18 protein-coding genes are annotated in these 25,790 nt (G+C 57.0%); 10 read left to right on the forward strand and 8 right to left on the reverse strand.

The window, feature by feature from the left end; genetic code table 11:
* Positions 1-161: 161 nt before the first annotated feature.
* Positions 162-1,601, reverse strand: a complete 1,440-nt coding sequence (gene pyk, locus HMJ29_RS11325) for a pyruvate kinase (protein WP_171591593.1) — start codon at positions 1,599-1,601, stop codon at positions 162-164.
* A gap of 181 nt (positions 1,602-1,782) precedes the next feature.
* Positions 1,783-2,211: an IPExxxVDY family protein gene (locus HMJ29_RS11330; protein WP_171591594.1), complete on the reverse strand. Its 429-nt coding sequence runs from the start codon at positions 2,209-2,211 to the stop codon at positions 1,783-1,785.
* Positions 2,212-2,373: 162 nt separating this feature from the next.
* On the opposite strand from HMJ29_RS11330, the gene HMJ29_RS11335 reads away from it, so the two are divergent.
* The 7 genes from HMJ29_RS11335 to lgt all read left to right on the forward strand — a co-directional run bounded on the left by HMJ29_RS11335 (position 2,374) and on the right by lgt (position 9,083).
* Positions 2,374-2,610: an acyl carrier protein gene (locus HMJ29_RS11335; RefSeq protein WP_019948606.1), complete on the forward strand. Its 237-nt coding sequence runs from the start codon at positions 2,374-2,376 to the stop codon at positions 2,608-2,610.
* A 173-nt stretch (positions 2,611-2,783) separates the two neighbouring features.
* Positions 2,784-4,031: a beta-ketoacyl-ACP synthase II gene (gene fabF, locus HMJ29_RS11340; protein ID WP_171591595.1), complete on the forward strand. Its 1,248-nt coding sequence runs from the start codon at positions 2,784-2,786 to the stop codon at positions 4,029-4,031.
* A 26-nt stretch (positions 4,032-4,057) separates the two neighbouring features.
* Entirely contained in the window at positions 4,058-4,780 is a 723-nt protein-coding gene (rnc, locus tag HMJ29_RS11345) for a ribonuclease III (RefSeq protein ID WP_244679312.1), read from the forward strand.
* 138 nt (positions 4,781-4,918) lie between these two features.
* Positions 4,919-6,853, forward strand: coding sequence for an NAD(+) synthase (gene nadE / locus HMJ29_RS11350; protein ID WP_171591597.1), 1,935 nt, complete (start codon positions 4,919-4,921; stop codon positions 6,851-6,853).
* A gap of 209 nt (positions 6,854-7,062) precedes the next feature.
* Entirely contained in the window at positions 7,063-7,695 is a 633-nt protein-coding gene (locus tag HMJ29_RS11355) for an RNA polymerase sigma factor (RefSeq protein WP_171591598.1), read from the forward strand.
* The gene (locus HMJ29_RS11360; RefSeq protein WP_171591599.1) at positions 7,688-7,972 is read left to right on the forward strand and encodes a hypothetical protein; all 285 of its coding nucleotides are present in this window, start codon (positions 7,688-7,690) and stop codon (positions 7,970-7,972) included. Before HMJ29_RS11355 ends, HMJ29_RS11360 begins: the two co-directional genes overlap by 8 nt.
* A 118-nt stretch (positions 7,973-8,090) precedes the next feature.
* Positions 8,091-9,083 carry a prolipoprotein diacylglyceryl transferase gene (gene lgt, locus HMJ29_RS11365; protein ID WP_171591600.1) on the forward strand — a complete coding sequence of 331 codons (993 nt, stop codon included), beginning with the start codon at positions 8,091-8,093 and terminating at the stop codon, positions 9,081-9,083.
* 246 nt (positions 9,084-9,329) lie between these two features.
* Here the strand turns inward: lgt and fbaA are convergent, their stop codons facing one another.
* The 3 genes from fbaA to yidD form a co-directional block, all read right to left on the reverse strand.
* Positions 9,330-10,418: a class II fructose-bisphosphate aldolase gene (gene fbaA / locus HMJ29_RS11370; RefSeq protein ID WP_171591601.1), complete on the reverse strand. Its 1,089-nt coding sequence runs from the start codon at positions 10,416-10,418 to the stop codon at positions 9,330-9,332.
* A gap of 169 nt (positions 10,419-10,587) precedes the next feature.
* The gene (locus tag HMJ29_RS11375) at positions 10,588-11,469 is read right to left on the reverse strand and encodes an SdiA-regulated domain-containing protein (protein WP_171591602.1); all 882 of its coding nucleotides are present in this window, start codon (positions 11,467-11,469) and stop codon (positions 10,588-10,590) included.
* 206 nt (positions 11,470-11,675) lie between these two features.
* Entirely contained in the window at positions 11,676-11,897 is a 222-nt protein-coding gene (gene yidD / locus HMJ29_RS11380; RefSeq protein ID WP_171593313.1) for a membrane protein insertion efficiency factor YidD, read from the reverse strand.
* Between the two features lie 155 nt (positions 11,898-12,052).
* On the opposite strand from yidD, the gene HMJ29_RS11385 reads away from it, so the two are divergent.
* From HMJ29_RS11385 to HMJ29_RS11395, 3 genes are all read left to right on the forward strand, one after another.
* A complete protein-coding gene (locus tag HMJ29_RS11385) occupies positions 12,053-14,353 on the forward strand; it encodes a S46 family peptidase (RefSeq protein ID WP_171591603.1) in 2,301 nt (766 codons plus the stop codon).
* A gap of 151 nt (positions 14,354-14,504) precedes the next feature.
* Complete coding sequence (locus HMJ29_RS11390; RefSeq protein ID WP_171591604.1) at positions 14,505-15,413, forward strand: hypothetical protein; 909 nt, start codon at positions 14,505-14,507, stop codon at positions 15,411-15,413.
* Positions 15,410-17,524: a helix-hairpin-helix domain-containing protein gene (locus HMJ29_RS11395; RefSeq protein ID WP_171591605.1), complete on the forward strand. Its 2,115-nt coding sequence runs from the start codon at positions 15,410-15,412 to the stop codon at positions 17,522-17,524. Before HMJ29_RS11390 ends, HMJ29_RS11395 begins: the two co-directional genes overlap by 4 nt.
* A 112-nt stretch (positions 17,525-17,636) precedes the next feature.
* On the opposite strand, the gene HMJ29_RS11400 is transcribed toward HMJ29_RS11395, so the two are convergent.
* The 3 genes from HMJ29_RS11400 to HMJ29_RS11410 all read right to left on the reverse strand — a co-directional run bounded on the left by HMJ29_RS11400 (position 17,637) and on the right by HMJ29_RS11410 (position 25,605).
* Positions 17,637-21,233 carry a reprolysin-like metallopeptidase gene (locus tag HMJ29_RS11400; protein WP_171591606.1) on the reverse strand — a complete coding sequence of 1,199 codons (3,597 nt, stop codon included), beginning with the start codon at positions 21,231-21,233 and terminating at the stop codon, positions 17,637-17,639.
* Positions 21,234-21,589: 356 nt separating this feature from the next.
* Positions 21,590-23,545 carry a DUF3857 domain-containing protein gene (locus tag HMJ29_RS11405; RefSeq protein WP_171591607.1) on the reverse strand — a complete coding sequence of 652 codons (1,956 nt, stop codon included), beginning with the start codon at positions 23,543-23,545 and terminating at the stop codon, positions 21,590-21,592.
* A 2-nt stretch (positions 23,546-23,547) separates the two neighbouring features.
* Complete coding sequence (locus HMJ29_RS11410) at positions 23,548-25,605, reverse strand: transglutaminase family protein (protein ID WP_171591608.1); 2,058 nt, start codon at positions 25,603-25,605, stop codon at positions 23,548-23,550.
* Positions 25,606-25,790 lie beyond the last annotated feature (185 nt).

The raw sequence follows: 25,790 nt of genomic DNA on the forward strand, positions 1-25,790 counted from the left end.
AAAAGCTCCGTGCTGCAGCGCGGAGCTTTTTCGCGTATAGGGTGGCCTAGAAACCACAAAGCTGGTCAAGCTGGTCAAGAGCTAGTGCTTTGCCGGCGGCAGAAGCATAAAAAAGCCCGACCGTTTTTGGTCGGGCTTTTTTTAACGCTGTAGCGGAGGCGCTAGGCCACGCTTACTTTCACCATGTTGGTTTTGCCCTTTTCGTTGATCGGCATAGAAGCAGTGTTGATAAACACGTCGCCCTTCTGCAGGTGTCCGGAGGCCGTTAGGGCGTACTTGATATCCGATACGGTGCCATCGGTGCTGATCATGCGGTCATAATAGAAACCACGCACACCCCAAATCAGACTTAGGGTAGTCAGAAGGGAACGGTTATCAGTGAAGATAAAGATGTTCGCCTTGGGCCGATACTTGGCAATTTGGAAGGCGGTGTAGCCGCGGTGCGTCATGCCGGTAATGGCTTTGGCGCCGGTATTCTTGGCTAAGTGGCAAGCCGCCGACAGCACGCTATCCACCATGAAGGTTTGCGAGGTGGGGTCGATGGGGAACCAGTGGTTATAAAGGCTCGGCATGCGCGTTTCCACGCTCATGATAGTGGCCACCATTGAGCGGATAACTTCGGCGGGGTAGGCACCCACGGCCGTTTCGGCCGACAGCATTACGGCATCGGCTCCGTCAATCACGGCGTTGGCTACGTCGCTGGTTTCGGCGCGAGTAGGGCGGGGGGCCGTAATCATGCTTTCCATCATCTGGGTAGCCACAATAACCGGTTTACCGGCCTTGTTGCACTTTTCTACAATCAGCTTCTGGGCCATCGGCACCTCTTCCATCTTCACCTCCACACCCAGGTCGCCGCGGGCTACCATTACGGCATCGGTGAGGGCAATGATTTCATCGAGGTTTTTAAGGCCTTCGGGGGTTTCAATCTTGGCAATTACTTTGGCAGTCTTGCCACTCTCGGCAATCAGGCTCTTAATGAAGCGGATGTCTTCGGCGCGGCGAGCAAACGAGAGGGCAATCCAGTCTACATCGTTCTCTAAGCCAAACTTCAGGTCCTCAATATCCTTCTCCGTCATTGACGGCGCCGACACTTCTGAATCGGGCAAATTGATGCCCTTGCGGGGCTTCACAGTACCGCCGTAGATAACTTCAACGTCAACCTCCTTGTCGCGGTCAGTGGCCAGCACGCGTAGCTCAATTTTGCCGTCGTCGATCAGGATCATGTCGCCGGCCTTCACGTCGCGGGCCAGGCCTAGGTAGATAGTGCTTAGGCGGGTGGCAGTAGTAATTTCTTTCTCGCCGCAAACCAGCTTAATCCGGTCGCCGGCCTTAATTTCTACGGCCCCGCCTTCTACTTCACCCAGCCTGATTTTTGGGCCCTGCAGGTCCTGGAGCAGGCCTACGTGGGTGCGCATATCTTTATTCAGGCGGCGCACTGTGTTGATCACCGAGAGATGGTCTTCGTGGCTGCCGTGGGAGAAATTCAGGCGAAAGACATCCACTCCCTCGCGGATGAGCATACCCAGCTTTTCGTACGTATTGGAAGCGGGGCCAACAGTGGCCACAATTTTTGTTCTATTGAAATGCGGACGAGGTTCCATGCAGTGAGGTATGGGCTGTTTAAAAATGGTGTGATGTCAATTCCGTAGCTGGCAGCCGCGCAACAAAGGACCTTCTTACGCAAGCCAGGACGCAGAAACAGAGGCTCTGTTGCCGGTGTGGCAGACGTAAGAAGGTCCTTCGCCGCGCGTGCGCTAGGTAGGAAATGGACGCAATGGAAGCTCAAAAGAGCAGATTTTCTTTGAATTTTAGATCATTCGGATCCAATTGGCTGACGAGTTGCACCTCCGGCAGGGCCGCCAGGCACGAGAGCAACGCCTCCGGAGCTAAGGTTCCGGTCCCGTTACTGACCTGGAGTAAATAATCATACTCTTTTATATCGGGAGCTAGAAAAGGTTTCTTCAGGGGCGAGGGATCAACGGAGCGGTTGCGCAACAAGCGTAGGGTATAGTGCTCTGTAGCATGAAGGTAGTTGCTGATAACGAGGCGGCCACGCGTAAGCAAATCGTAAATCAGATCCTGCTGTTTTACCAGGCGCAGGTGCAGCAGGCGGTTAAGCGTCCAAGCCAGCGTGTGCTCCCGCGACGACGAAACGAGCCCGAACAAGTCGAAGTCGCAGGTGTATTCTACGTCTAGGGTAAGGGTTTTCATGAGGCGTGATAGGGGGCAGAGAGGGCAAATTTAAGGAGGCTGGCAGCCCTATGGAATCACCCCGGCCATAATCTTGTACCCGGAAGATTAGGGGGGCGAAGTTTGACAATGTTAGGGAAGATGGTGTTATTTGTGCCGAGTTTTCCTTAAACCCCCACGGAAATGTCTGAAATTGCAGAAAAAGTAAAAGCCATCATCATCGATAAACTCGGCGTAGAAGCTTCTGAAGTAACCCCCGAAGCTAGCTTCACCAACGACCTGGGTGCTGACTCGCTGGATACTGTCGAGCTGATCATGGAGTTCGAGAAAGAATTCAACGTGTCGATTCCTGACGACCAGGCCGAGAACATCGGTACCGTGGGCCAAGCTATCAGCTACCTCGAAGAGCACGCTAAATAAGCAGTATTGGGTACTTGGTATTGAGTAGTTAGCCTCTCCTGCCCCGTGGTGTACTACAGGGCATTCCTACTAGCTACTCAGTACTCAATACTTTTCATAGTGCTTACCGGCCGGCTCGCCGCCGGCCGTTTGCTTTCCTACCATTCCTTTCTTTCGCTTCTCTGAGCCAGCCTATGTCTCTTCGGAGAGTTGTCGTGACCGGCCTGGGTGCTATTACCCCGCTCGGCAAAACCGCCCCCGCTTATTGGGAGGGCCTGAAGGCCGGCGTTAGTGGCGCCGCGCCCATCACCCGTTTCGATGCCACCAAGTTCAAGACTCGCTTTGCGTGTGAAGTGAAGGACTACAATCCGGATGACTACTTCGAGCGCAAAGAAGGTCGGAAAATGGACATCTTTACCCAGTTTGGTCTGATTGCCGCCGATGAGGCCATTCAGGACGCCAACCTGGAGGGAGTGGACAAAGACCGCGTGGGTGTTATCTGGGGCTCCGGTATCGGGGGCCTTACTTCCCTGCAAGCTGAGTGCATTGCCTTTGCCAACGGCGACGGCACCCCTCGCTTCAATCCTTTCTTCATTCCGAAGATGATTGCCGACAGCGCGTCGGGCAATATTTCCATCAAGCACAAATTCCGTGGTCCGAACTTCGTGACGACTTCGGCTTGCGCGTCTTCTTCTGATTCCATCATCTCCGCCTTTAACTACATCCGCCTGAACATGGCCGATGTAATGGTAACGGGCGGTTCCGAAGCAGCTGTCACTGAGTCGGGAGTAGGTGGTTTCAACGCCCTCAAGGCTATGAGTGAGCGTAACGATACTCCCGAGCTGGCCTCTCGCCCCTACGATAAGGAGCGGGATGGTTTTGTGCTCGGTGAAGGTGCCGGTGCGCTGGTGCTCGAAGAATACGAGCACGCCAAAGCCCGCGGAGCAAAGATCTACGCTGAGCTCATCGGCGGCGGTATGTCGGCGGATGCGTACCATATTACGGCCCCCGACCCCGAGGGCAACGGTGTGGTACTGGTAATGCAGAACGCTCTGCGTGATGCTGGCATCACGCCCGCAGATGTAGACTACATCAACACCCACGGTACCAGCACTCCCCTCGGCGACGGGGCGGAGGTGAAGGCCATCCAGAAGGTGTTCGGTGAAGATGCTTACAAGCTCAACATCAGCTCTACCAAGAGCATGACGGGCCACCTGCTGGGTGGTGCTGGCGCTATTGAGGCCGTGGCCTGCATCCTGGCGATGCAACACAACCTCGTGCCGCCTACCATTAACCACTTCACCGACGACCCCGAGCTGGACCCCAAGTTGAACTTCACGTTCAACACGGCCCAGCCCCGCGAGGTGAACGTGGCCATGAGCAACACCTTTGGATTCGGTGGCCACAACACGTCGGTCATTTTTCGTAAAATCAGCGCCTAATGCCAAGGCCCGGTCAGCCCCTTCCGTTGTTCGGCTTCTTTCGCCGGATACTGGGCCATGACCGGGCCTTTCGGCAGGCTATTGCCACCGTCACGGGCAGCACCCCCGATAATATTCGGCTCTATCATCTGGCATTTACGCACTCCTCCATTATTCGGCAGCAGCCGGAAGTAGGGCGGCACCAGAGCAATGAGCGACTGGAGTTTCTCGGCGACGCCGTGCTGGGCACAGTGGTAGCTGAGTACCTGTTCCGCAAGTTCCCCTATGAGCAGGAAGGTTTCCTGACGGAGATGCGCAGCCGCATTGTAAATCGAGAAAGCCTCAATGGCCTGGCCTTGAAAATAGGCCTTGATAAGCTGGTGCAGCTAGATCCCGCTCAGGGCCGCGCCGCCCGTTCGCGTTCCGTGAACGGCAACGCACTGGAGGCACTGGTAGGAGCTATTTATCTCGACCACGGCTACAAAACAGCGCGTAAGTTTGTGCTCAGCCGGTTGGTTAAGCCGTTCATCGATGTGAAATCGATGACGACTACCACTACCAATTTCAAGAGCAAACTAATTGAGTGGGCCCAGCGCAATGGCAAAAACATGCGCTACGACCTGACCGGCGAGCCTAGGCCAGGTGGTGTTATGGAATTCTCTGCTACCGTAGTAGTAGATGAAAACCCCGTGGCAACCGGCATGGGCCTCTCTAAGAAGCAAGCGGAGCAATTAGCCGCCGAGCGCGCCCTGGAAGTATTAGGCGTTTAGGCCACTTTACTAGTTATGAATTTCAAGCTCTGGCTTTGGTCAGGGCTTTTTTGCGTTGTAGAGGTAACCTAGGGGCAACCTCAACTCGCAAAATGGAGTTGTTTTGCAGAACATACTTCCCTTCCGACTTCCTGACTTATGCGAATAGCCGGCGCCGCCATCAACCAGATACCCTTCGACTGGACCCATAACCTGCGGACCATCCGCGAAGCCATTGAGCAAGCCAAGGCCTCGGGCGTGGAATTGCTCTGTCTGCCCGAACTGTGCCTTACGGGCTACGGTTGCGAAGACCTGTTTCTGAGCGACTGGCTGCCGCAGTCGGCGCTGGAGCACCTGCAGCAGGTGCGCCCCTGGACCGACGGTATCTGCGTGGTGATAGGCCTACCCGTGCGCCTCAACCACCGCACGTACAACACCGCCGCCGTGCTGCGCGATGGGCAGATTCTGGGCTTTGCCGCTAAGCAGTTCCTGGCCAATGATGGTGTGCACTATGAGCCACGTTTTTTTCACCCATGGCCGGCTAGCGAGACTACCACCGTGCAGTGGGAAGGGGAGGAGTGGACGCTGGGCGACATGATTTTCGAGCATAAAGGCGTAAAGTTCGGTTTTGAGATTTGTGAGGATGCGTGGCGGCCCGATGATGTGCGGCCCGCTTGCCGCCTTAAGGGCCGGGTGGATATGATTGTGAATCCATCGGCTAGCCACTTTGCGATGAGCAAGACTGACCTGCGGTACAAGCTGGTGCTGAATGCCTCTCGCAACTTCAACTGTACTTACCTCTACGCCAACCTGCTCGGCAACGAGGCCGGCCGCATCATCTACGACGGTGAGATTCTGGTGGCCCGCAATGGGCACTTGCTGCTGCGCAACCAGCTCATGAGCTTCAAGGAGGTAGACATGGAGTGCGTGGACGTAGACTTCGCCACTGAGCAAGCGCGCGCTGAGGAAATACAGCCCTTACCTACCCCCGACGAATACCGCGAGCTAAACCAGGCCTTGAGCCTGGCGCTGTTTGACTACCTGCGCAAGGCCCGGAGCCGAGGTTTCGTGCTCAGCCTGAGTGGCGGCGCCGACTCCGTGATGTGTGCCGTGGCCGTAGCCGAGCTAGTGCGCTTGGGCACTGCAGAGCTGGGCACCGCCGAGTTTATGCGCCGGGCGGGCTGCTTTACTGCCGATGACATAGAGCAGCTGGCGGGCCCCGTAGCGCCGGTACCCGACCAGAATGCGCCCGGCCCCAAGGATGCCTCGCACTCTGAGCCCGACCAGGAGCAGGCCCGCGTGAACCAGATCCTAACAGGCCGTCTGCTCACTTGCGCTTACCAAGGCACCGTTAACTCCTCCGATGATACCTTCAACTCAGCTAAGGAGCTAGCTGATTCTATTGGAGCAGTGTTCTACAACTGGACTATTGACGACGAAGTGACGGGCTACGTGGGTAAAATTGAGCACGCCCTTGGCCGTGAATTGACCTGGAAGACCGATGATTTGACGCTGCAGAACATCCAGGCCCGGGTGCGGGCTCCCGCCATCTGGATGCTGGCCAACATCCAGAATGCTCTATTGATAACCACCTCAAACCGCTCAGAGGCCAGCGTAGGCTATTGCACTATGGATGGTGATACGGCTGGCTCTATCTCACCTATTGCCGGCGTTGACAAGGCGTTTGTGAAAGATTGGCTGCGGTGGGCCGAAACGGCGCTGAACTACCCGGCTCTGCGCCACGTGAATGCCCTGCAGCCCACCGCCGAGCTGCGCCCCTTGGAAGACAAGCAGACCGACGAGCGGGACCTGATGCCATACCCGTTGCTCAACCGCATTGAGCGGCTGGCCTTCTATGACCGGCTCAGCCCGCGCCAGGTTTTCAGTGTGCTGAAAGGCGAGGAATCTGCCACCGACCCGGAGCTGCTGAAAACCTACGTGAAGCGCTTCTATAGCCTCTGGAGCCGCAACCAGTGGAAGCGTGAGCGGTTTGCCCCAGCCTTCCACCTCGACGACTACAACGTAGACCCGCGCTCGTGGCTGCGTTTCCCCATTTTGAGCGGCGGCTACACTGAGGAGCTGAACGGGCTGTAGTTGCTTGAGAGATAGTGGCTAGGCTTCTGTGAGAAGGCAATACTGCTTTTGTAGAATACTGTGCTGTAGCTCAGTATTCTACAAAAAACATAGAAGGGTAGCGCAAGTATTTCGCGTTAATTTGGCCTAAGCAGATGTAACCTCAGTAGTCGCGGGAAAAACGGGCACTGAGTAGGTGTCGTTTCTATCTTTCTGTTCTCGCTTCGCTGGTGTACACCCTTTCATTACCTGCTGCTCGCAGCGTCCTGCCCCTTGCGCCATACATCCCCGCTTCTGCTGAGGCCGAGTTGGTAGCGCAGCTGCAGCAGGGAAGTGAGGAGGCATTTCGCACGCTGGTAGAACAATACCAACATCGTGTTTACCGCACAGTACTGGCCCTGGTACGCTCGCCGGAAGATGCCGAAGACGTAGCGCAGGAAGTATTCGTGGAGGTCTACCAAACTATTGATCGGTTTCGGAGTGAGGCTGCACTAAGTACCTGGCTGTATCGGCTGGCTACTTCGCGGGCCCTCAAACACCAGCAGCGGCTGCGGGCCCAAAAGCGCTTTGCCTATTTCACCAGCTTGCTGGGCCTTAACAACCAAGTGCTGCACGAGCCACCAGATTATGCCCACCCGCAGGCGCAACTAGAGGGGCAGCAGCAGGTAGAGCTGCTCCGGGCGCATATTGCCCGGTTACCCGGCCAGCAACAAGTGGCCTTTACGTTGCGGCATGAGCAGGAATTGAGCTACGAGGAAATAGCGGCGGTTCTCAACACCACGGTGCCAGGCGTAGAGTCGCTGCTGTTCCGCGCCCGCAAAACCCTTCGCCATTATCTTTCACTCCCTCCGAACCATGTCTGATTCCGCCCCTCGCCCTACTGCCGACGAAGACTGGGACAACTTACTGCACCAATGGCGCACGCAGCAAACTGCCCAGCCCCAGCCTTTTTTTTATAGTCGGGTACGTGCCCGGCTCGTCGAGCAAGAATTTAAGGGGCCTCAACCGTTTCCCGTGTGGCTGCGCTGGCCTAGCTACGCCGTTATGCTGGCCATCATACTGATGTTAAGCGGCGACGGTGCAGTGGAGCGCTCAATTGAGCCTGCTAACCACTATCAAGTCTACCCTGATGGTCGATGAGCTCTTTTCCAATGCTGCTAGGCCACCTATCAGATTCCGCGCTTGCCTTAATGTTACACTGTAGGCGCAGCTAAAACCGTTTCCGTACTTTCGGGCCTATATTCTTCCTTTTCTGCTTATGAGCTTTCTAAGCGCCATTCTTTGGAGCCCCGACCCCGACATCGTGAACATCGGGCCACTGACGTTGCGTTGGTATGGATTGTTGTTCATGTCGGGCTTTGTGGTCGGCACGTTCATCTTGTCGCACGTCTATAAGTCGGAGCGTACGTCGCCGCGGTGGGTTGATGTTATTACCATTTACGTGCTGATTGGTACGGTGCTGGGCGCGCGGCTAGGCCACGTGTTTTTCTACGACTGGGCTTCCTACAAAGACCAGCCCTGGGAAATTCTGAAGATCTGGCACGGTGGCCTAGCCAGCCACGGTGCCACCATTGGTATCATCTTCGCCGTATGGCTGTTCAGCCGCAACAACAAGTTTGATGTGCTCTGGACCCTCGACCGCATTGTGCTGGTAGTAGCCGTGGGCGGGGCCCTCATCCGAATGGGCAACCTGATGAACTCCGAGATTGTAGGCCAGCCGACGGATAAGCCCTGGGCCTTCGTGTTTCCGCGCGATGTGGAGCACCTGCAGCCTTACAGCCCCGACCAGCCCGTGCCCGAAGGCTCCTACCAGGTGCAACGCACGCGGCAGGCCGATGGCAGCATTAAAGTAGATGCGCAGCCGATGGGCACCAGCGTAACGCCGGGCTCAGAAGTAGCCGTACCACGCCACCCTACCCAGATTTATGAGTCGCTGTTTTGTGTGTTCCTCTTCGTGCTACTCTACAGTATGTGGAATCGTACCAAAGAGCGCACCCCCCGCGGCCAGCTATTTGGGCTGTTTGTAGTGCTCTTGTTCTCCTTCCGCTTCTTGGTAGAGTTCCTGAAGGAAGATCAAGTGGCTTTCGAGAAAGGCATGACCCTGAATATGGGCCAGTGGCTGAGCATTCCGTTGGTGTTTATAGGGCTATATGTGTTCTGGCGTGCCGGCAAAAACCCGAATAACCCCTACGGCTACGCCCCCCGTGATTTAGGCCAGGAGGAAGCCAAGGAGGCCATTACAAGCCGCTAGGCCAGTCCCTGCAAGCAGTTAATAAGAAACGTCATGCTGAGCGGAGTCGAAGCATCTCTACCACTGGCTAACCAAGTGGCCTAGAGAAGCGGTAGAGATGCTTCGGCTGCGCTCAGCATGACGGTCAAATTATCGACGTCAGCACGCGAGATGTCTCGACAAGCTCGACATGACGAACTTTAAACATAAAAGCCCCCGCGCTCAGCTGAGTGCGGGGGCTTTTTCTGTAGCTAAGTTCTAGGCCACTTAGGGGCGCTTACCTACGGCGTTGAGGTCTTCGAAGGCCGACTTCAAACGGGCAATGAAGGTCTTCTCACCCTCGCGCAGCCATACGCGGGGGTCGTAGTACTTCTTGTTGGGCGAGTCCTCACCGTTGGGGTTGCCAATCTGGCTCTGTAGGAAGCCTTCGTTCTTCTGGTAGTAGTTCTTGATACCATCCCAGAACGCCCACTGCAGGTCGGTGTCAATGTTCATCTTGATGGCACCGTAGCTGATAGCCTCGCGAATTTCCTCCTGCGAAGAGCCCGAACCGCCGTGGAATACGAAGTTGATGGGGCGCTCCTCCGTCAGGTTGAATTTCTCTTTCACGAAGTCCTGAGAGTTTTTCAGGATAACGGGCTGCAGTTTCACGTTGCCGGGCTTGTACACGCCGTGTACGTTACCGAAAGCCGCCGCAATAGTGAAGCGCGAGCTGATTTTGCTGAGCTCCTCGTAGGCGTAGGCCACTTCCGAAGGCTGGGTATAGAGCTTACTGGAATCAACATCGGAGTTGTCTACGCCGTCTTCCTCGCCGCCGGTAACACCTAGCTCGATTTCCAGCGTCATTCCCATCTTATCCATCCGCTTCAGGTATTCCTTGCAGATCTCGATGTTCTCCTCAATCGGCTCCTCCGAGAGGTCGAGCATGTGCGAGCTGTACAGGGGCTGACCGTACTGAGCGAAGTGCTTCTCACCAGCTTCCAGCAAGCCATCAATCCAGGTCAGCAGCTTCTTGGCAGCGTGGTCAGTGTGCAGAATTACGGGCACGCCGTACGCCTCAGCCATCAGGTGCACGTGCTGCGCGCCCGAGATGCCGCCAGCAATACTCGCTTGTTGCTGGTCGTTAGGGAGACCTTTACCCGCAAAGAACTGGGCACCACCATTAGAAAACTGGATGATAACCGGCGAGTTCAGGTCGCGGGCGGCTTCCAGCACACCGTTCACCGTGTCGGTGCCGGTTACGTTCACGGCGGGCAAGGCAAAGTTGTTGGCCTTGGCGTATTCGAAGAGCTGCTGCACTTCGTCGCCGTGCAGCACACCGGCGCGTAGGCCAGTAAGAGTGGATTGTTCAGCCATATGCTGGGGGATGATGACGCGGAACAGGGGAAGGCCGCGCCGGGTTTCGGAATCAGAAGCCAAACTTAAGGAAAAGAACAGGGCCTATCCACAGCTTAACAAGCATAGGGGGTAAAACCTTTCTGCTCATTTGCCATGATTAGGCCCCGATAGTACGAAATAGTGGCTTTTAGAACGCGTATTCGTACAGAGAACCTTGCTCACTGCTGATATAGAGAGTGTTATCATCTGTGAAAGCGGCCCCTTCGGTTTGGCCTGTCCCTTTGAGGGAAATTTGATGAGGTTTTGCTTTCAGCAGATCAGCGAGGCTGTTGCCCTCCAGTACAAACATTTCCTGCCGGCCCAGCAGCACCAGGCGGCGGCCGTTGGGGCTCAAGGCTGCATCCGTTACCTCACCCGGAATAGCCAGCTTGGTAAGGAGCTTGGCCGTATAAGAACCCGGTTGGTCGGGTACGGTATATACCTTGCTAGTAGAGGACTGAGCCCGGTCCTTGGTAAACAGGTAAATCTGGCCTTGGTGCCACAAGGTGGCTTCGCAGTCAAAATTCCGCTCGCTCTTAGAGGGCGGGAAATCCTTCTGATCGGGGTACTTAAGATGGATATCGGCTACCTGGTTGGGCGCTTCGGGCTTCAGGCGGTGAATGACCAGGTTCTTGCGGTTATTGTTGTTGTTGCCCACGTCGCCGATGTACACGTAGCCTTTATCGTCGCGCGTCACGCTCTCCCAATCGAAGCTGTCGGTCTGCACCTCAATTTCTTCCAGCAGCTTGCCTTTAGTGTCAATCTTGTAAAGAATAGCGCGGTTGCCATCGTCGCCGTGCGTGTAGAAGGAGCCCGGCTGGCCGGTAAGGGCTAAGCCTGAGCTTTCAGGCACCTGATCCAGGGTGCCCACTCGATTCAGGTTTTCAACGTCGGCATCCTTCTTCGATTTCTTGCCTTTTTTCTTGCCGGATTTCTCCTGCTTTTCGGGTTGATTTCCGGTTTGAGCTTCGGAGCAGCTGCCACTCAAAAGAGAGCCGGCGAAGAGGGTAGCAAGAAATAGAACGCGCATACAGAGCAATAATGTCAGAAAATAAAGCCGCAGTAACCCTAAGGCCACAGCCGCACACGGGCACCTTATACGGTGATTAAGTGAATAAGTGATTTAGTAAAATGGCCAAGGCCTGTCATTGCGAGCAGATGGGGCAACAAGCCAGTGTTGAAGTAAGAACAGAACAGTACCGCTTCGGTCCCTCTCCAACTCACCGTTTTACTGCATCACGGTACTGGGTCGTAGCCGCTGCCGCCCCAGGGATGGCAGCGGCTGATGCGACGTAAGGCCAGCTGGCCGCCGCGCCAGGGGCCATATTTATGAATGGCCTGCACGGCATAAGCGGAGCAGGTGGGCGTATAGCGGCAGCTGGCCGGTGTGAGGGGCGAAATCAGGTGGCGGTACACCCAGAGCAGGCCTAGCAGTAGCTGGCGGAACAGGTACGACATATCAGCAAATAACCACAACCTGCCCCGAATGATTGCAGTCGTGGCCATACACCACTGCAGCTGGGGCTGCTAAGCCAACAGCCGAGTACTAGGCTTTTTGTAGATTCGCAAACTGGCCTAGCCAACTAGTTCCCTTTCCTCAACCCACCCTTACTATGCGCAAAAATCACTGGGCGAAAATCCTGCTCCTGACGCTGCTACTACCCCTCGCGGCGCACGCCGACGAAGGCATGTGGCTGCCCCTCTTCGTGAAACGCCTTAACCAGGCCGACATGCAGAAGAAAGGCCTGAAGCTGACCGCGGAAGAAATTTATGACGTTAACAACGCCTCTCTGAAGGATGCTGTGGTGCAGCTTGGCGGCTTTTGCACCGGTGAGTTTGTAAGTAAGCAAGGTTTACTGCTGACCAACCACCACTGCGGCTACGACGCGCTGCAAACCCACAGCACACCCCAAAACAACATTCTCCAGAACGGTTTCTTTGCCACCACACCTCAGGAAGAGAAAACCAACCCCGGTCTGTTCGTGGATATTCTGGTGCGCATGGAAGACGTAACGGGCAAAGTGCTGGAAGGCATTACGCCTGGTACGCCGGAGCAGGAGCGCGTGGCCGCCGTGCAGAAGCGCCAGCGTGAGCTAGCCGATGCTGCCAAAGAAAACGGCCAGTATGTGGCTTATGTGCGCGACATGTTTGGTGGCAACGAGTACTACCTGTTCGTGTATCAGCGCTTTGGCGACGTACGCCTGGTAGGCGCGCCGCCGGAAGCCGTGGGCAAGTTTGGCGGTGACACCGACAACTGGATGTGGCCCCGCCACACCGGCGACTTCTCCATGTTCCGCGTGTACGCCGATAAAAACAACAAGCCTACCGCCCAGCCTCAGGCTGATAACGTGCCCTACGTGCCCAAAAAGCACCTGCCCGTAAGCCTGCAGGGGGTGAGTGAAGGCGACTTCGCCATGGTGTTTGGTTTCCCCGGCCGCACCCAGCGTTTTCTGCCCGCTGCTGGTTTGCAGATGACTCTGGACCAGACCAACCCCGCCCGCATCAAGCTGCGCGACACGCGCCTGAAGCTCTGGAAAGAGGACATGGACCAAGACGCCGCGCTGCGCCTGAAGTATGCCTCCAAGTATGCCGGCATTGCCAACTACTGGAAGTACTACATTGGCCAGAACGAAGGCATGAAGCGCCTGAAAACGGTACAGGCCAAGCAGGCCGAAGAAAACTCCCTTATGCAGTGGATTGGCCAGGATCAAACCCGTGCTCAGCAGTACGGCGAGGCTCTGAACACCATCAACCAGGCCTACGCTGGCATGCGCCAGTACAACCTCAGCACCCAATACATACAGGAGGCGGCCTTCGGGACGGAGATTGTAACGCTGGCTGCCCGCATGATGCCGCTCTACACCACCCTGAAAAACTCGCCCGCGGATAAAGCCGCCATCAGCAAGGCCGTAGCCGACCTGAAGGAGCCCCTGACCGATTACTTCAAAGACTACAGCGCTCCTACCGACAAGAAGGTGTTTGCCGCTCTCATGGGCCTCTACATGCAGGACGTACCCAAAGACCAGCAGCCCGATGTATTCCAGACGGTGCAGAAGCAGTATGGCGGCTCTATGCAGAAGTACGCCGACTATGTGTTTGCCAACTCTTTCCTGACCTCGGAAGCTAAAGTGAATGCTTTCCTGGCTAACCCTACGCTGGCAAAGCTGGAAGCTGATCCTGGGTTCAAGACGTATCAGTCAGTGTACACGAACTATGTGCAGAACATTCTGCCCAAGTTGCAGGGCATGCAGGCCGGCTTGGGCCGCGCCAACCGCCTGTACGTTGCCGCTCTGCGCGAGAAAAACAGCCAGAAAGTGTACTCGCCCGATGCTAACTCCACCATTCGGCTGAGCTATGGTACCGTGCGCCCCTACGAAGGCCGCGACGCCGTAAGCTACGATTACAAGACCACGGCGCAGGGCATTCTGGAAAAGGAAGACCCCACCAACCCCGAGTTTGTAGTGCCCAAAAAGGAGCTGGAACTATTGAAAATGAAAGATTACGGCCGCTTCGCCGATAAGCAGGGCAACCTGCCCGTGGCCTTTATTACCGACAACGACATCACCGGCGGCAACTCCGGCTCGCCGGTTATCAACGGACGGGGCGAGCTAATCGGCATTGCCTTCGATGGCAACTGGGAAGCCATGACCGGCGACCTGGCCTACGACCCCGAGCTGAAGCGCTGCATCAACGTTGACATTCGGTACGTGCTGTGGTGCATAGAGAAGCTGGGCGGCGCCAAAAGCCTGGTTGATGAAATGACTATCGTTAATAATGGCCCCAACCCCGGAGTAGGACCCGCGGCCTCAGCATCTGCCACCAATGATATGAGCGACGTGGAGAAGATGAAGGTGAAAACCGAAAAAGGTGGCAAAACCAAGATCAAACGCAAAAAAGATTCTGCCATGTTGTAAGACAGGCCTAACCAGCTAATTGAAATAAAAAGCCCCTGTGCCAATTGGTACAGGGGCTTTTTTGTGGCGTTGGTCGAAAATGATTGTGGGCGCTGAAGCGAGGTAGTATTTTTCCGGAATAGAATCTTTTGTAGTTGTCTAATACTTATTGATGGTGAAACTATACGCAGTTAGTTACCTGCTCTGTTTAGGAGCAGGAGTACATGAGGCACAGGCGCAAGCAAGCACGCTGGGCACGGGAGGTGCCCGCGCCGCTGGCCTAGGCCAGGTAAGCACCGTGCTGGAAAACGACGTGTGGGCGGCTACCAACAACTCGGCCGCACTAGGTGTCCTAACCCGCCCAATGGTAGGCTTCGGAGCCGCCAATAAATTTTTGCTGCCTTCCCTGAATACCGCTTCAGTAGTGGCGGCTGTGCCGCTAGGCCACCGAGCCACCGCCGCCGGAAGCGCTGCTGGCGTGCCGGCTGTGGTAGCTGCCGCAGACGCTCCGCGCTTTGGCGTGGTAGGCGTCATGGCCCAACGGTTCGGAGGGAAGCTGTACGCTGAGCAGGCCTTGGGAGTGGCCTACGGCTACCAGTTGGGTACCGTGCGCGTAGGAGCCCGCGTGGAGGTGTTGCAAACCAGCCTCGAAGGCTTGGGCAGCCGCCGAACGGTGGCGGCTTCCCTGGCCGGACAGGCCGATATTATCCCACGTAAGCTCACGTTTGGGGCCACGCTCTACAACCTGAACCAGGCTCGGCTGGCGCCTTACCAGGATGAGCGCGTGCCCACAGTACTGCGGGCCGGTCTGGGGTGGCGCACTTCTGAGAAAGTGCTGGTGCTGGTAGAGACGGAGAAGGATGTGGAGCAAGATGCCAATTTCAAAGCGGGCTTGGAGTACCGCCCGGTTCCGGTGCTGGCGCTCCGGGGTGGCCTAGCAACACGTACCCATCAAACCACCGGCGGAGTTGGGTTTAAGAGCGGAGTGTTTCAGGTGGATTATGCCGCCGCGTGGCAGCAAGCTTTGGGCCTGAGCCAGCAAGTAAGCATAGCGCTGCAATGGGAGCAGAAGCAGCCATGATGCGCACCCAGAGGGCCATAGTGGGGCTAGGCCTGCTGCTGGGCTTGGCTTACCGGGTCCAGGCGCAGGAATACCCACGCCCCGCCGTGCCCGACCTCGACCGCCTGACTCAGGAGCTGTTTGCGGAAGCGCAGAACGATCAAGTGCCCCATGAGGACCTGTACGAGACGCTGCTACAGTATTACCAAACGCCACTGAATCTTAACGTGGCTACCCGCGAAGAGCTGCGGAGCCTGCTGCTGCTCTCGGAAACCCAAATCACCAACCTGCTCAGCCACCGTCAGCGCACGGGTGGGCTGTTGAGCCTGTATGAGCTGCAGAGTATTGATGGGTTTGACCTGCGCACCATTTACCGGACGGCCCCCTTCGTGACGGTGCATACGCCTGACCCCAACGCGGCGCGGGGCCCGCTCTGGCAGCGTATTCAGCAGGAAGAGAATAATGCCCTGTTTGTGCGCTATGAGCGCGGCTTACAGACCCGCCGTGGGTACACCACCCCCGATACCGTGCGCGGTGGCCAGCTGGCTACGCGCTACCTTGGCTCGCCAGACAAGCTGTTGGTGCGTTACCGCGTAAGCAGGGCCCGGGATTTTAGCCTAGGCCTCACGGCCGAAAAAGACGCCGGCGAGCAGCTGGCCTGGAGCCCCAGCACCCACCGGTACGGCGCCGATTTTTACTCGGGTCACTTTCTGGTGCAGGAGCGCGGGCGCCTCAAGTCCCTTGCCCTCGGCGACTACCAGCTGCAGTTCGGGCAGGGTCTGTTGCTGTCGTCGGGGTTGGCGGTAGGGAAGGGGGCCGAAACCATTACTACGCTGCGGCGCAGCTCTGTGGGCCTGCGGCCCTATTCTTCGGTGCTTGAAAACACGTTCTTTCGGGGTGCGGCGGCCACGGTGGCGGTAAACGCTACCGTGCGGGCCACTGCGTTTGTCACTCGTAAGCGGGTTGATGCCAGCTTTAGCCAGCGCCAGGATACGCTAGGAGATTACTCTGAGGTAGCTTCTTCGCTGCAACTAGCGGGTATGCACCGCACGCCCTCGGAGCTGGCAAACCGGCAGGCACTCCGCGAAACGGTACTGGGCGGCAACCTCAACTATGCCAGTCGATCCGGCGACTTGGCCTTAGGCCTCACGGCCATTAACACGCAGTTTGATAAACCGCTCCTGCGCCGGCCTGAAGCGTACAATGCCTATGAGTTCAGTGGCCGCCAGAACCTGGCCCTTAGTGCTTACTACAGCTATGTATGGCATAACGCGCTGCTGTTTGGTGAAACTGCCCGGACCAGCAGTGGTGGCCTAGGGACGGTAAATGGGCTGCTGGCCAGCCTCGCTCCAGGCCTAGATGTATCGGTGCTGCATCGCTCTTATGCCCGCAGCTTTCACACGTTTTACGGCAATGCCCTGAGCGAAAACACGCGCAACATTAATGAGAAAGGTTTGTACCTGGGCCTGAAGCTGCGCCCACTGGCACGGTGGGAAGTTTCAGCCTACTATGATCAGTTCAGCTTCCCGTGGTTGAAATATCAGGTGGGGGCCCCCTCCCAGGGGCACGACTGGCTGGTGCGGGTTACCTACAGTCCTACCAAAACCAGCCTTCTCTACGCACAGCTACGGCAGCGCACCAAGGCTTATGATGCCGACACGCTGCGCCTGGTGCCCTTACCCGTGCCTACTGAACGGCGGAGCCTGTTACTGTTCTATGATGCCAGCCCCCTGCCTATCCTCAGTCTGCGTACCCGTGTGCAGGGCACCCAGTACCGTGAAGACCAGGGGCCGCGCCGCCAGGGCTACGTGCTGGCTCAGGATGTAACCGTAAGCCCCCGGCCCCACCTGCGCTTTTCCGGTCGCTACGCCCTTTTTGACACCGACGACTACGACACCCGGCAATACGTGTATGAGCAGGATGTACTCTACGCCTTCTCAGTGCCCGTGTTGGCTGGCCGCGGTACCCGTACCTATCTGCTCACGCAGGTAGATGTAAACCGGCACCTCACCATTTGGCTGCGGTACGCTGAAACGCACTACCGCCATCAGCAGACTATTGGCTCCGGGCTAGAGGAAATACGAGGCTCACGCCGCTCAGAGGTAAAAGCTCAGGTGCGGTACCGGTTTTAGCCCAGGCTAGTGCCCTTGTAAAATGACCAGCATATATCTGAGCCTTTGATTCAGTAAAAAGGCGGCACCCAAGTGGGAGCCGCCTTTTTTAGTAGCTAGTAGTTTACCCTTTTTATTGCTTCAGCAACCGCACCACGGTAGAGCCGTTGGGCAAGTCAAGGTGCAGGGAATAGACGCCGTTGCTGAGGTTGCTCAGGTCAAGCACCTGCCTCAGGCTGGCGGCTCCTTTGGTGAGGGTTTGGGCTGAAACCGTACGGCCCAAGGCATCGGTAACGCGCAACGTAACTGGCCCCCGTTGGGCATTATCAATTTTGACTTCAAACACTCCCGTGCTGGGGTTGGGGTATACCTCAATGCCTTGAAGTAAGGAGGCATTGCGCACAGCCGTAATCGTAGAAACCGTCTGGCAGCTCTCATTGCTATACCCTGAGTTGCCAGTGGTATTAGTGGCTCGTACGCGGTAGCAGTAGCGGCTGTTAGCACTTACCTGATCAGTGTAGAAGGAGCTGTTGGCGGGCAGCGTGGCAATACGGGTAAATGCCCCGTTATCAGTGGAGCGCTCCACCTCAAAGGCCGTTTCATTGGTTGAGCCATCCAGCCAGGTCAGATCAATGCTAGCCAGGTTATTGGCCGTAACAGGCGCCAGAGTAGCCAGGTTGGTAGGAGCGGTAGGTGCCTCAGCCAACGTGCATAGCTCCAGCGACCAGCCCGTTAGGGTGCCGCCGTTACCCGCCGCGTTATCCGTGATGGTAAGCGTCCAGTTGCCATTGGCTGGCTTGTTCAGCAGGGCGCTGAGGGTGTTGGCCGGCCGGGTGGTACTGCCTGGGGCCAGCGGGCAAGCCAGCGCCGCTGAGGCTGCCTCATCAAAGGAGATGGAAAGGTTGGCCGTACCAGGGCAGTTGCGCGAATACAGCACTGCCCGCGTACCGGCTGGGCTGGTGAGAGAAATTTCCAGCTCCCCAATATCCGGATGAGTGATGGCCAGGTTACGGATGCGTATATCGGACACCCGCTCAGTGTTAACAATATTGATAACCGACGTGACCGTAGACGTGCCAGTTGCCGAGATGGTCACGGGTACTGAGGTAGCGGCTACCGTCTGGCAAACTTGTATACCCGTTTGGAAAGTAGTGGTAGCTGAGAACGGGGCCACGCCGCACGCGCCCACTCCCCGCACCCGCAGGTAGTAGGTAGCGTTAGGCTGCAGCGCAGAGCTTGCCGTGAAGGAGGTGCCGGTAATGCCGGTTTGGTTAACCACAAGTGTAGTAAAGTTTGGGTCGGTGGCTACCTGCACATCGTAAGAGGTGGCATTGGGCACGGCATTCCAGGTAAAGGCCGGGCGCAACGTGGTGCGCGATGCTGCCGTTGGGGCCGTAATAACTGCCGCCTGCGTAGTGGCCGGCAACACCGTAAACCGTACTTGCTGACGTTGCGTAACGCTGCCACTCGTGCCGGTGAGGGTTACGGTATACGTGCCTGCTGGCGTGGAGGCCGCCGTATTAACAACAAACGTGGTGGTAGCACCTGGGTTCAGGCTGGCCGTGCCAAACGTTATGGTAGCGCCGGCGGGTAAATCTGTGGCCCCCAGCGTTACCTCGCCCGCAAAGCCCTGCAACGCCCCTACTGCTAGAGTTTGGCTAGCAGAACTGGTGCCTGGGCATAATACGGGAATGGTAGCGGGAGCAGTGGCATTCAGGTAAAAAGTAGGGCCCGTAGGCACCTGAATGCTGAAGTTTTGATTTGAGATATCGAAGAAGATATTGCCGGTGGCCTGCACCCGAATGCGTGCCGTGCTGGTATTGCCCACGCTGGCCGGAATCGTTACCGTTTCAGTACCATCGTTAGGAGTGCCCGCCAGCAGCGTGGTGGGGTAGGTAAATCCGCCGTCCGTAGAAAGCAGAATATCCACGGTGGCAGCATTTATGGGCGCTGCAGTGGTATTGGCTACATCCCAGGTTACTTGCTGGGGAGCGGTAGCCAGCAGCGTGGTGGGAGTATTCGGCAGCGTTACCACAAACGGCCCAGCACTAGGAATTACCACCACGTTCATAGAATCGTAGTCGATGCCCCCGCCGCCCACGCGGTTGTCGCGGGCTACCAGGCGGAAAATCAGACGCCGGCCGTATGAGGGCAGCAACTCTCCAATTATCTGCGAATTGTTAACCAGCGTGGCCAGGCGCGGAAACGTGCGGGTTGGGCTGGGGGTAGGGGTAAAGAACCGAAAGATAGGCGCGTCTCCCGCGGGGAGGTTAGGCGACCCCGAAGCGCCAATGTTGTACTGCTCCCATGAGTAGGTGAGGGCATCGCCATTAGCGTCGGTAGCGGAGCCCGTTAGTACAAACGGTGTGCTGACGGGGATGGCGTAGTTGCGGCCGGCATCTACTACGGGAGGCGTATTGCCGGTGGGCGTATTCACGGAGCAGTTGCCAGCACCCGTAATGTGTGCCACAATCTGATCAATACTGCGGGAGTGGAAGTACGGGTCGGAATTGGGCTGAATGTTGTCGTTGCCACAAATGCCCGCGTAGGCCATAATGGTGGTGCCAGAGCCCGGCTCGTAGGCGGAGAAGGCTGAGCGGTTGCCGCCTCCGCAGCTGCCAACTACACTATTAAATGTGTGGTCGGCGCCAAACTGGTGACCCATTTCGTGGGCTACGTAGTCAATGTTAAAGGCATCGTTAATGGGAGCCCGTAGGCCAGTTACTCCGCGGGCCTTGCCTTGGGTAAAGCTGCTGTTGGTGGGCAGGCACACAGAGGGCCGTTGCGCAATGCCACCCCCGCCGGTGCTGAAAACGTGACCAATATCGTAATTGGGCTCCCCAATTATGGTACTGATTGTTTTCTGATTCTGGTTCAGCATAACTGTGCCATCATCGTTGGTGTAGGGGTCGGTAGCAGGGTCGAGGTAGATAAGCTCATCGGTCTGCGGAATCAGCACCAGCCGTATGGCCAGCTCTTGCTCATAGATGCCGCTTACGCGGTTCACAGAGGCTACCATACCCGCCAGCGCACCCTCTTTGGTGCCACCATAGTAGGTGGCGTATTCGCCGGTGCAAGCCAGGGCCAGGCGGTACGTGCGCAGGGTAGTGCCATTGGCTAGTAGAGCCTGGCTTGTTGCTGAGGCCGCTATATCCAGCTCATCGGTGCCGGGAGTAGCGCACACAAAGGAGAAAGCGTTCCGGTTCATGGCCCGGCGCTCAAACACCAGGTGGGTTTCCTGGTTCTGGCCGGCTGGGTCAATAAACACTGTTTTATCAGCCGCCAGAATCATGGCGTGCAGGCCAGCTGGGCTTACATCGAGGCGGGCAGTGGCAGCAGGATCATCAATACCCTGGGCCGCATACGTCCGGATGGCAGGGTAACGAGCGGCCAGGGCAGGTGCCATCACAGTGGTCTGCACAATACGGAAGCGCTGAGAGGTGCCATCGGGCAGTGGCAACGACACCACCGTGGCAGAAGCGCGGGCACCGGCTTTCTGTTCAGCTGGGGCCGTGCTCAGCACGTCGCGCACAGCCTGCAGCTGAAAGTTAACCGCCCTGAAGTGTGACAGTGGCTGCGTAGCCGCCCGGGCAGACGTGGGCACTTGCGTATCGCTCCAGAGCACACGCTGGGCCGCGGCCGTCAGGGGCGCGCCCAGCGCGGCCAGTAGCAAGCCACCCAGCAGCGCCGGTTTAGGGCACTGCCGGAGGAGAGTAAACTGTTTGAACATGGAAGCCTGAAAGAAGGAAGAATGGTACCGGAGGAGAGGTACGGGGGAGTTATACTAATGTAAGCGTTTTATGAGCCAGACAAGGCAATTATCTGCAGCTTAGGTGTTTTAATAGATGGTTGCGCGCAATGCCCGGAGCATCTCTTGCAAACTCAAGGGATAAATAAGCGCTACTCTGCTAACTACTGAATACAGAAATTTCCCCTCAGACGAGCCCGGGTTCAGGAGCCTCTGAGAGGAAATATACTGCGCAGTACCAGTCCTGTAAAGCCGCTATATAAGTAAGATAGGGGCACTACACAGAGCTATTCTATCCGCCGCCTAGCTGCTGTGCTTGCGGAGCCCTTCTTTAGGCGCTAGGCATCGGTTTTCACCAGTACTACCTGGGCCTTATCGGCTGCACTGATTTTGCGCCGAAACTCTCGGTAGGCTGGGTAGTCAGTGGGGGCAAAACGGGTGTGAGGCATCAGCAGGCGTCGTACGTAAAGCAGCGTGCCATCGGGGAGGGGCTGCAGCTGGCTGGAGTACGTTCCAAATGCGGTAGTTAGCTGTACCGGCGTGGGGAGGCTTTCGGGGCGAAAACCGGCGGGCACGTGAATGCGCACGGTATCGGTGTACGTGTAAGCGTTATCGAGCCAAATGGGCGTACGACGTTCACCTACGGCGGCGGGCAGCGCACTCCAGCGGCTCAGCAGATTGGGGGTGAGAAACGCCCGCTTGCCCGATACCGACGCCCAGCCTGGCAGGGTGAGGGCCAATGTTTCTGTTAGGGCTGGTACTGCCGCGTGTTGGTCGGCGGTGTAGGCCAGTTTGTTGATGCTGAAGCTGGAAAATGGCAAGTGTTCGGCAATGTACTTTTTCTGATCGGCGGCGTTGAGCGCGTTTGTGAGCTGAGCGTACATATCCTGCTCCAGGCCAGTGCGGCGCGTAGAAATGCTGGCCGTGGCGTTGCCCGTGGCATCCACGTACACATCCGTCCGTCGCTCGCGCTGGTTGTCACTCGCGCCGTAGCGGGGGGTGCGCACCAGCTTACCACCTTGAGGCGTAATGAGCAGGGCATGGCGGTTACCCGTGAAGCTGCTCATGTACCCGAAAGGGTTAGTTTGGCTGGTGCATTCCAGCCACACCGTATCGGGTTTGGCGGCCTTCTGCAGGGGCACGCACAGCACCACGTGGTTGAACTGCTGGCTCGGAAACTCTGTCCGGATATCAGGCGCATCGGCTCTTACCAGGGCGCAGTAGGAGGATAGGTTCGCGGCCTTTAACAAGGCCTGGCAATAGTTAGTCAGGGCCTTGCAGTCGCCGTAGCCATTGCTGGCCACGCTGCTGGCCGGGAACGTCTGCCAGCCACCAATGCCCAACTGTACTGAAACGTAGCGCGTGTTGGCCTGCAGCCACTCATACACCTTCCGGATGCGGGCCCGCTCATCGGGCTCTTGCTGCACCAGAGCGGCAATTTTAGTGCGCACGGCCTCAGGTAGCTCATCGCGCCCCTGGTTCAGCTCGTAGTTCCACTGGCCCAGGGTTTGCCAGGAGGTAAGCATACCCGTGTGGCCCTGCACTTCAAAAGTACTGGGAGCGGTGTATATCCTGGGAGTAATCTCGGTAATGGGCGGTCCGTCTACTTCTTCTTCTACGGCGGGCAGGCTATTCACTTGCCACTCATAGGCCTCTAGGCCACCAGGCTGGGTTGACTTACGCAGGGCTACGCCCGCGGGCAAGTCGCGCTCCTGGTAGCGCAAAGGCAGGTTACTGGGCGTCAGGACCCGGAACGAGGCATGTTCTACTGAGACTTCTTCATCGTCTTGGGGGCGCCAAACGGGGTAAAACAGGGTGTTGGAAGAAGCAATTTCATACTCGAACTCCACTGTGTAGGGGTACACCGGCTGGCGCAGGTCGGCGGCGCGGCCCCGGCCGTCGTTGGCCAGACTGAAGCCATCAGAAAGAGCAATGTCTTTGATGTCGGCGGCACGCAGGGAGCGTAGCAGCCGGCCCTCAGCATCATACACGGAGCCACGGAAGTAGCTAACGCTGTTCAGCTGGTCGTACACCACCAGCTCCCGGCCGTAGTTTGAGCCCGCCTCATCCAGGATAGTTACCGCGCGCCGCACGGTTTGCACCGTGCGGCCCACTGATTTCACCAGAAAGGTTTCGTCGGCCTCGCGGATTACAGCATGCGCGTTTTCGCGCAGCTCACCCGCCATAGCAGCCACCGCATATTTGGGGGCGGGCCCCGCCAGTAGGCCAGTTGGGAGAATAGCTGCCCCGACCAACAGGCCTAGTAGGGTGCGGGTCCGGGGGGATAAAGTCACTTTCACGATTTTTTCTTCAGAACGATTTGCTCCATTTGCTTGGCTACCACCAGGCGGTAGAACTCACGCAAGGAGCTGTATTCTTCGGCGCTGTAGATTGGGCGGCTCAGGTTCAGGCGGCTCGTGATTTGCAGCACGCCCAAGCTTGGCTGCGCCTGGAATATGAAGCGGCCCCCGTTGTCAGGAAGTGCCAGGGAAGTGGGTTTCGGTAATTCCTCCACCTCATATCCTGACGGGAGATTGACGGTCAAGAGCAAGGTTTCATCAAGCGGGAAGCCAAAATCAACCGGGAACAAGCGGCTCTCGTGCACAAAGGGGTTGCGGGTGTTGCCAAAGTGCTGCAAGGGGCGCAGATAAAGCGTACCCGCCGGAGCCTCGCCCCCGGCTACGGTCATTTCATAGTCGAGCGTTAGAGGCTTCTCCAGCGCGTCGCGCTGCAGAAACTGAAATTTATCAATGCTCCAGCCCTCACGGCCTTTCAGCAACTCTTCCACAAACTTCTTTTCGCCTTTGTCGCGTAGTTTGTCGCGCTGCATCAGGCCGGCGTAACCACCATGCTCAGCGTGCACTTTGCCACTGTAGCCACCTTTCTCATCCAGGGTAAGCTGTATCTGCTGGTACTCCGTCAGGCGGTGCTGGGGGGCCAGGCTAATCCAGCGCGAGGCCGAGGCGGTGGGCATAATCAAGCGGCCTACACTGTTGAGGCAGCGTGTGGGCAGCATCCCCACTGGCAGGAGCTCATCGGTAGCATCGGCTAGTACTTCCTGGCCATCAGGCAGGGCTATGTGGGCCACTACGTAGTTGAAGCGGGAGAGCAGCGGCATGATTTCGGGGTCAACGTAGCCATGGTCGCGGGTGCTGAGCAGTACAGGGTTGGCCTGGAAGCCCGCCTCACGCAGGGCCGCAATCAGCAACAGGTTGATATCGGCGGAGCTGCCCCGGTGCTGGTCGTAGGCTTTGCGCAACGGGCCTGAGCTATACATCCAGTTCTGGCCATCGTGCTTTACGGCCTTGCGCACCAAGCTATGAATGGCGGCTACCTGCGCGGCCGGGGTGGGCTCCTTGGCCATTAGGGCCGTAAGCTGGTCTTTCAGAAAGCTGCAGCGCTTCAGCTGCACCCCAAAATTCTCGTTGTCAATCAGCTCCTCATTGATCTTGTGCCAGGTGTTGGCCACCGCCCGATACGGCTGGTTTTCCCACTGCATGCCGGCCAGCTCAAAGTCAATGCGTGAGATATAGTCCTTTGATGAGGTCATGAAGGGCTCATCACGGAAGGCAGGTACATTCTTCATGGCCCAGCGGTGTTCCTTTACCTCCACCGGTATGGTGGTGCTGGAGCCCGAAACCCGTTGGGTGTTAAAACCACTCCCAACAAAGCCGCCGCCCTCTTGCACGGTAACCTGCATAGTGCCCGTAGTATGCTCCGAAACATCTACGTTGGCGTAGCCCTGCATCAGCATTTTGTAGTCGTAATACTTCGGAATGCTGGCGCGGTACTCGCTCCAGCGTACCGGAATATCATCCTGAAACTGCCAGTCCTGGAAATTAAAGGTGAAATCGGAGCTGACGGTGTAGGCGTATTCTATCACTGAGTTTTCGCGCACGTTGGGCAGCGTAAACTTGCGAACAGTAACGTTGGGGCTGGCCTCTTCCCGAAACATGGCCTCCGATTCCAGCTTCTCCTTTACCAGCTGCCCGTTCACCATGTTGTAAGTAAAGCCCCGGAGTTTGGTGAGCTTTTCCTCGCTGGCGTTTTTGTGGTACAAAGGTACCTTAACCGTGGCCCGCTCGTAGCCCGATTTCTTGAGGATTTTGATGCGGGTTACGCGTTCAAACACGATGTGAAAATCGTCGTCGTAGTACGCAAAGCGAGACACCCCATAGTCGCAGAGCACTACTGCCTCCGCAGTGCTGTCAGCAACGAAATTTTTCGGGTTGAAATCCTCGAGGTTTGGTTTCCCGAATTTGATAGGCTCGGGAGCTTGGGCCAGGGTGGGCACGGCGGCACCACCACCTAGTACAGCTAGCAAAGCCAGCCGGCGCAGTATAGGTAGAATCATATAAATTAGGTTAGGAAGGCAATTTCGGCACGCTGATCCGAGCTAGTAGCTGGAGTAGACGATAAGTAGAATAACGTAGTGCAAAAGCACTGGTACTGATACAGGCCATAAAGGTGGGAAATATATGGCTGTATTTACGCCTCAGATGAAGAAATAGTGAAGCCCCTGCTGTAAAATTAAGTGTC

The sequence above is a fragment of the Hymenobacter taeanensis genome (genome assembly GCF_013137895.1).
Classification (GTDB): domain Bacteria; phylum Bacteroidota; class Bacteroidia; order Cytophagales; family Hymenobacteraceae; genus Hymenobacter; species Hymenobacter taeanensis.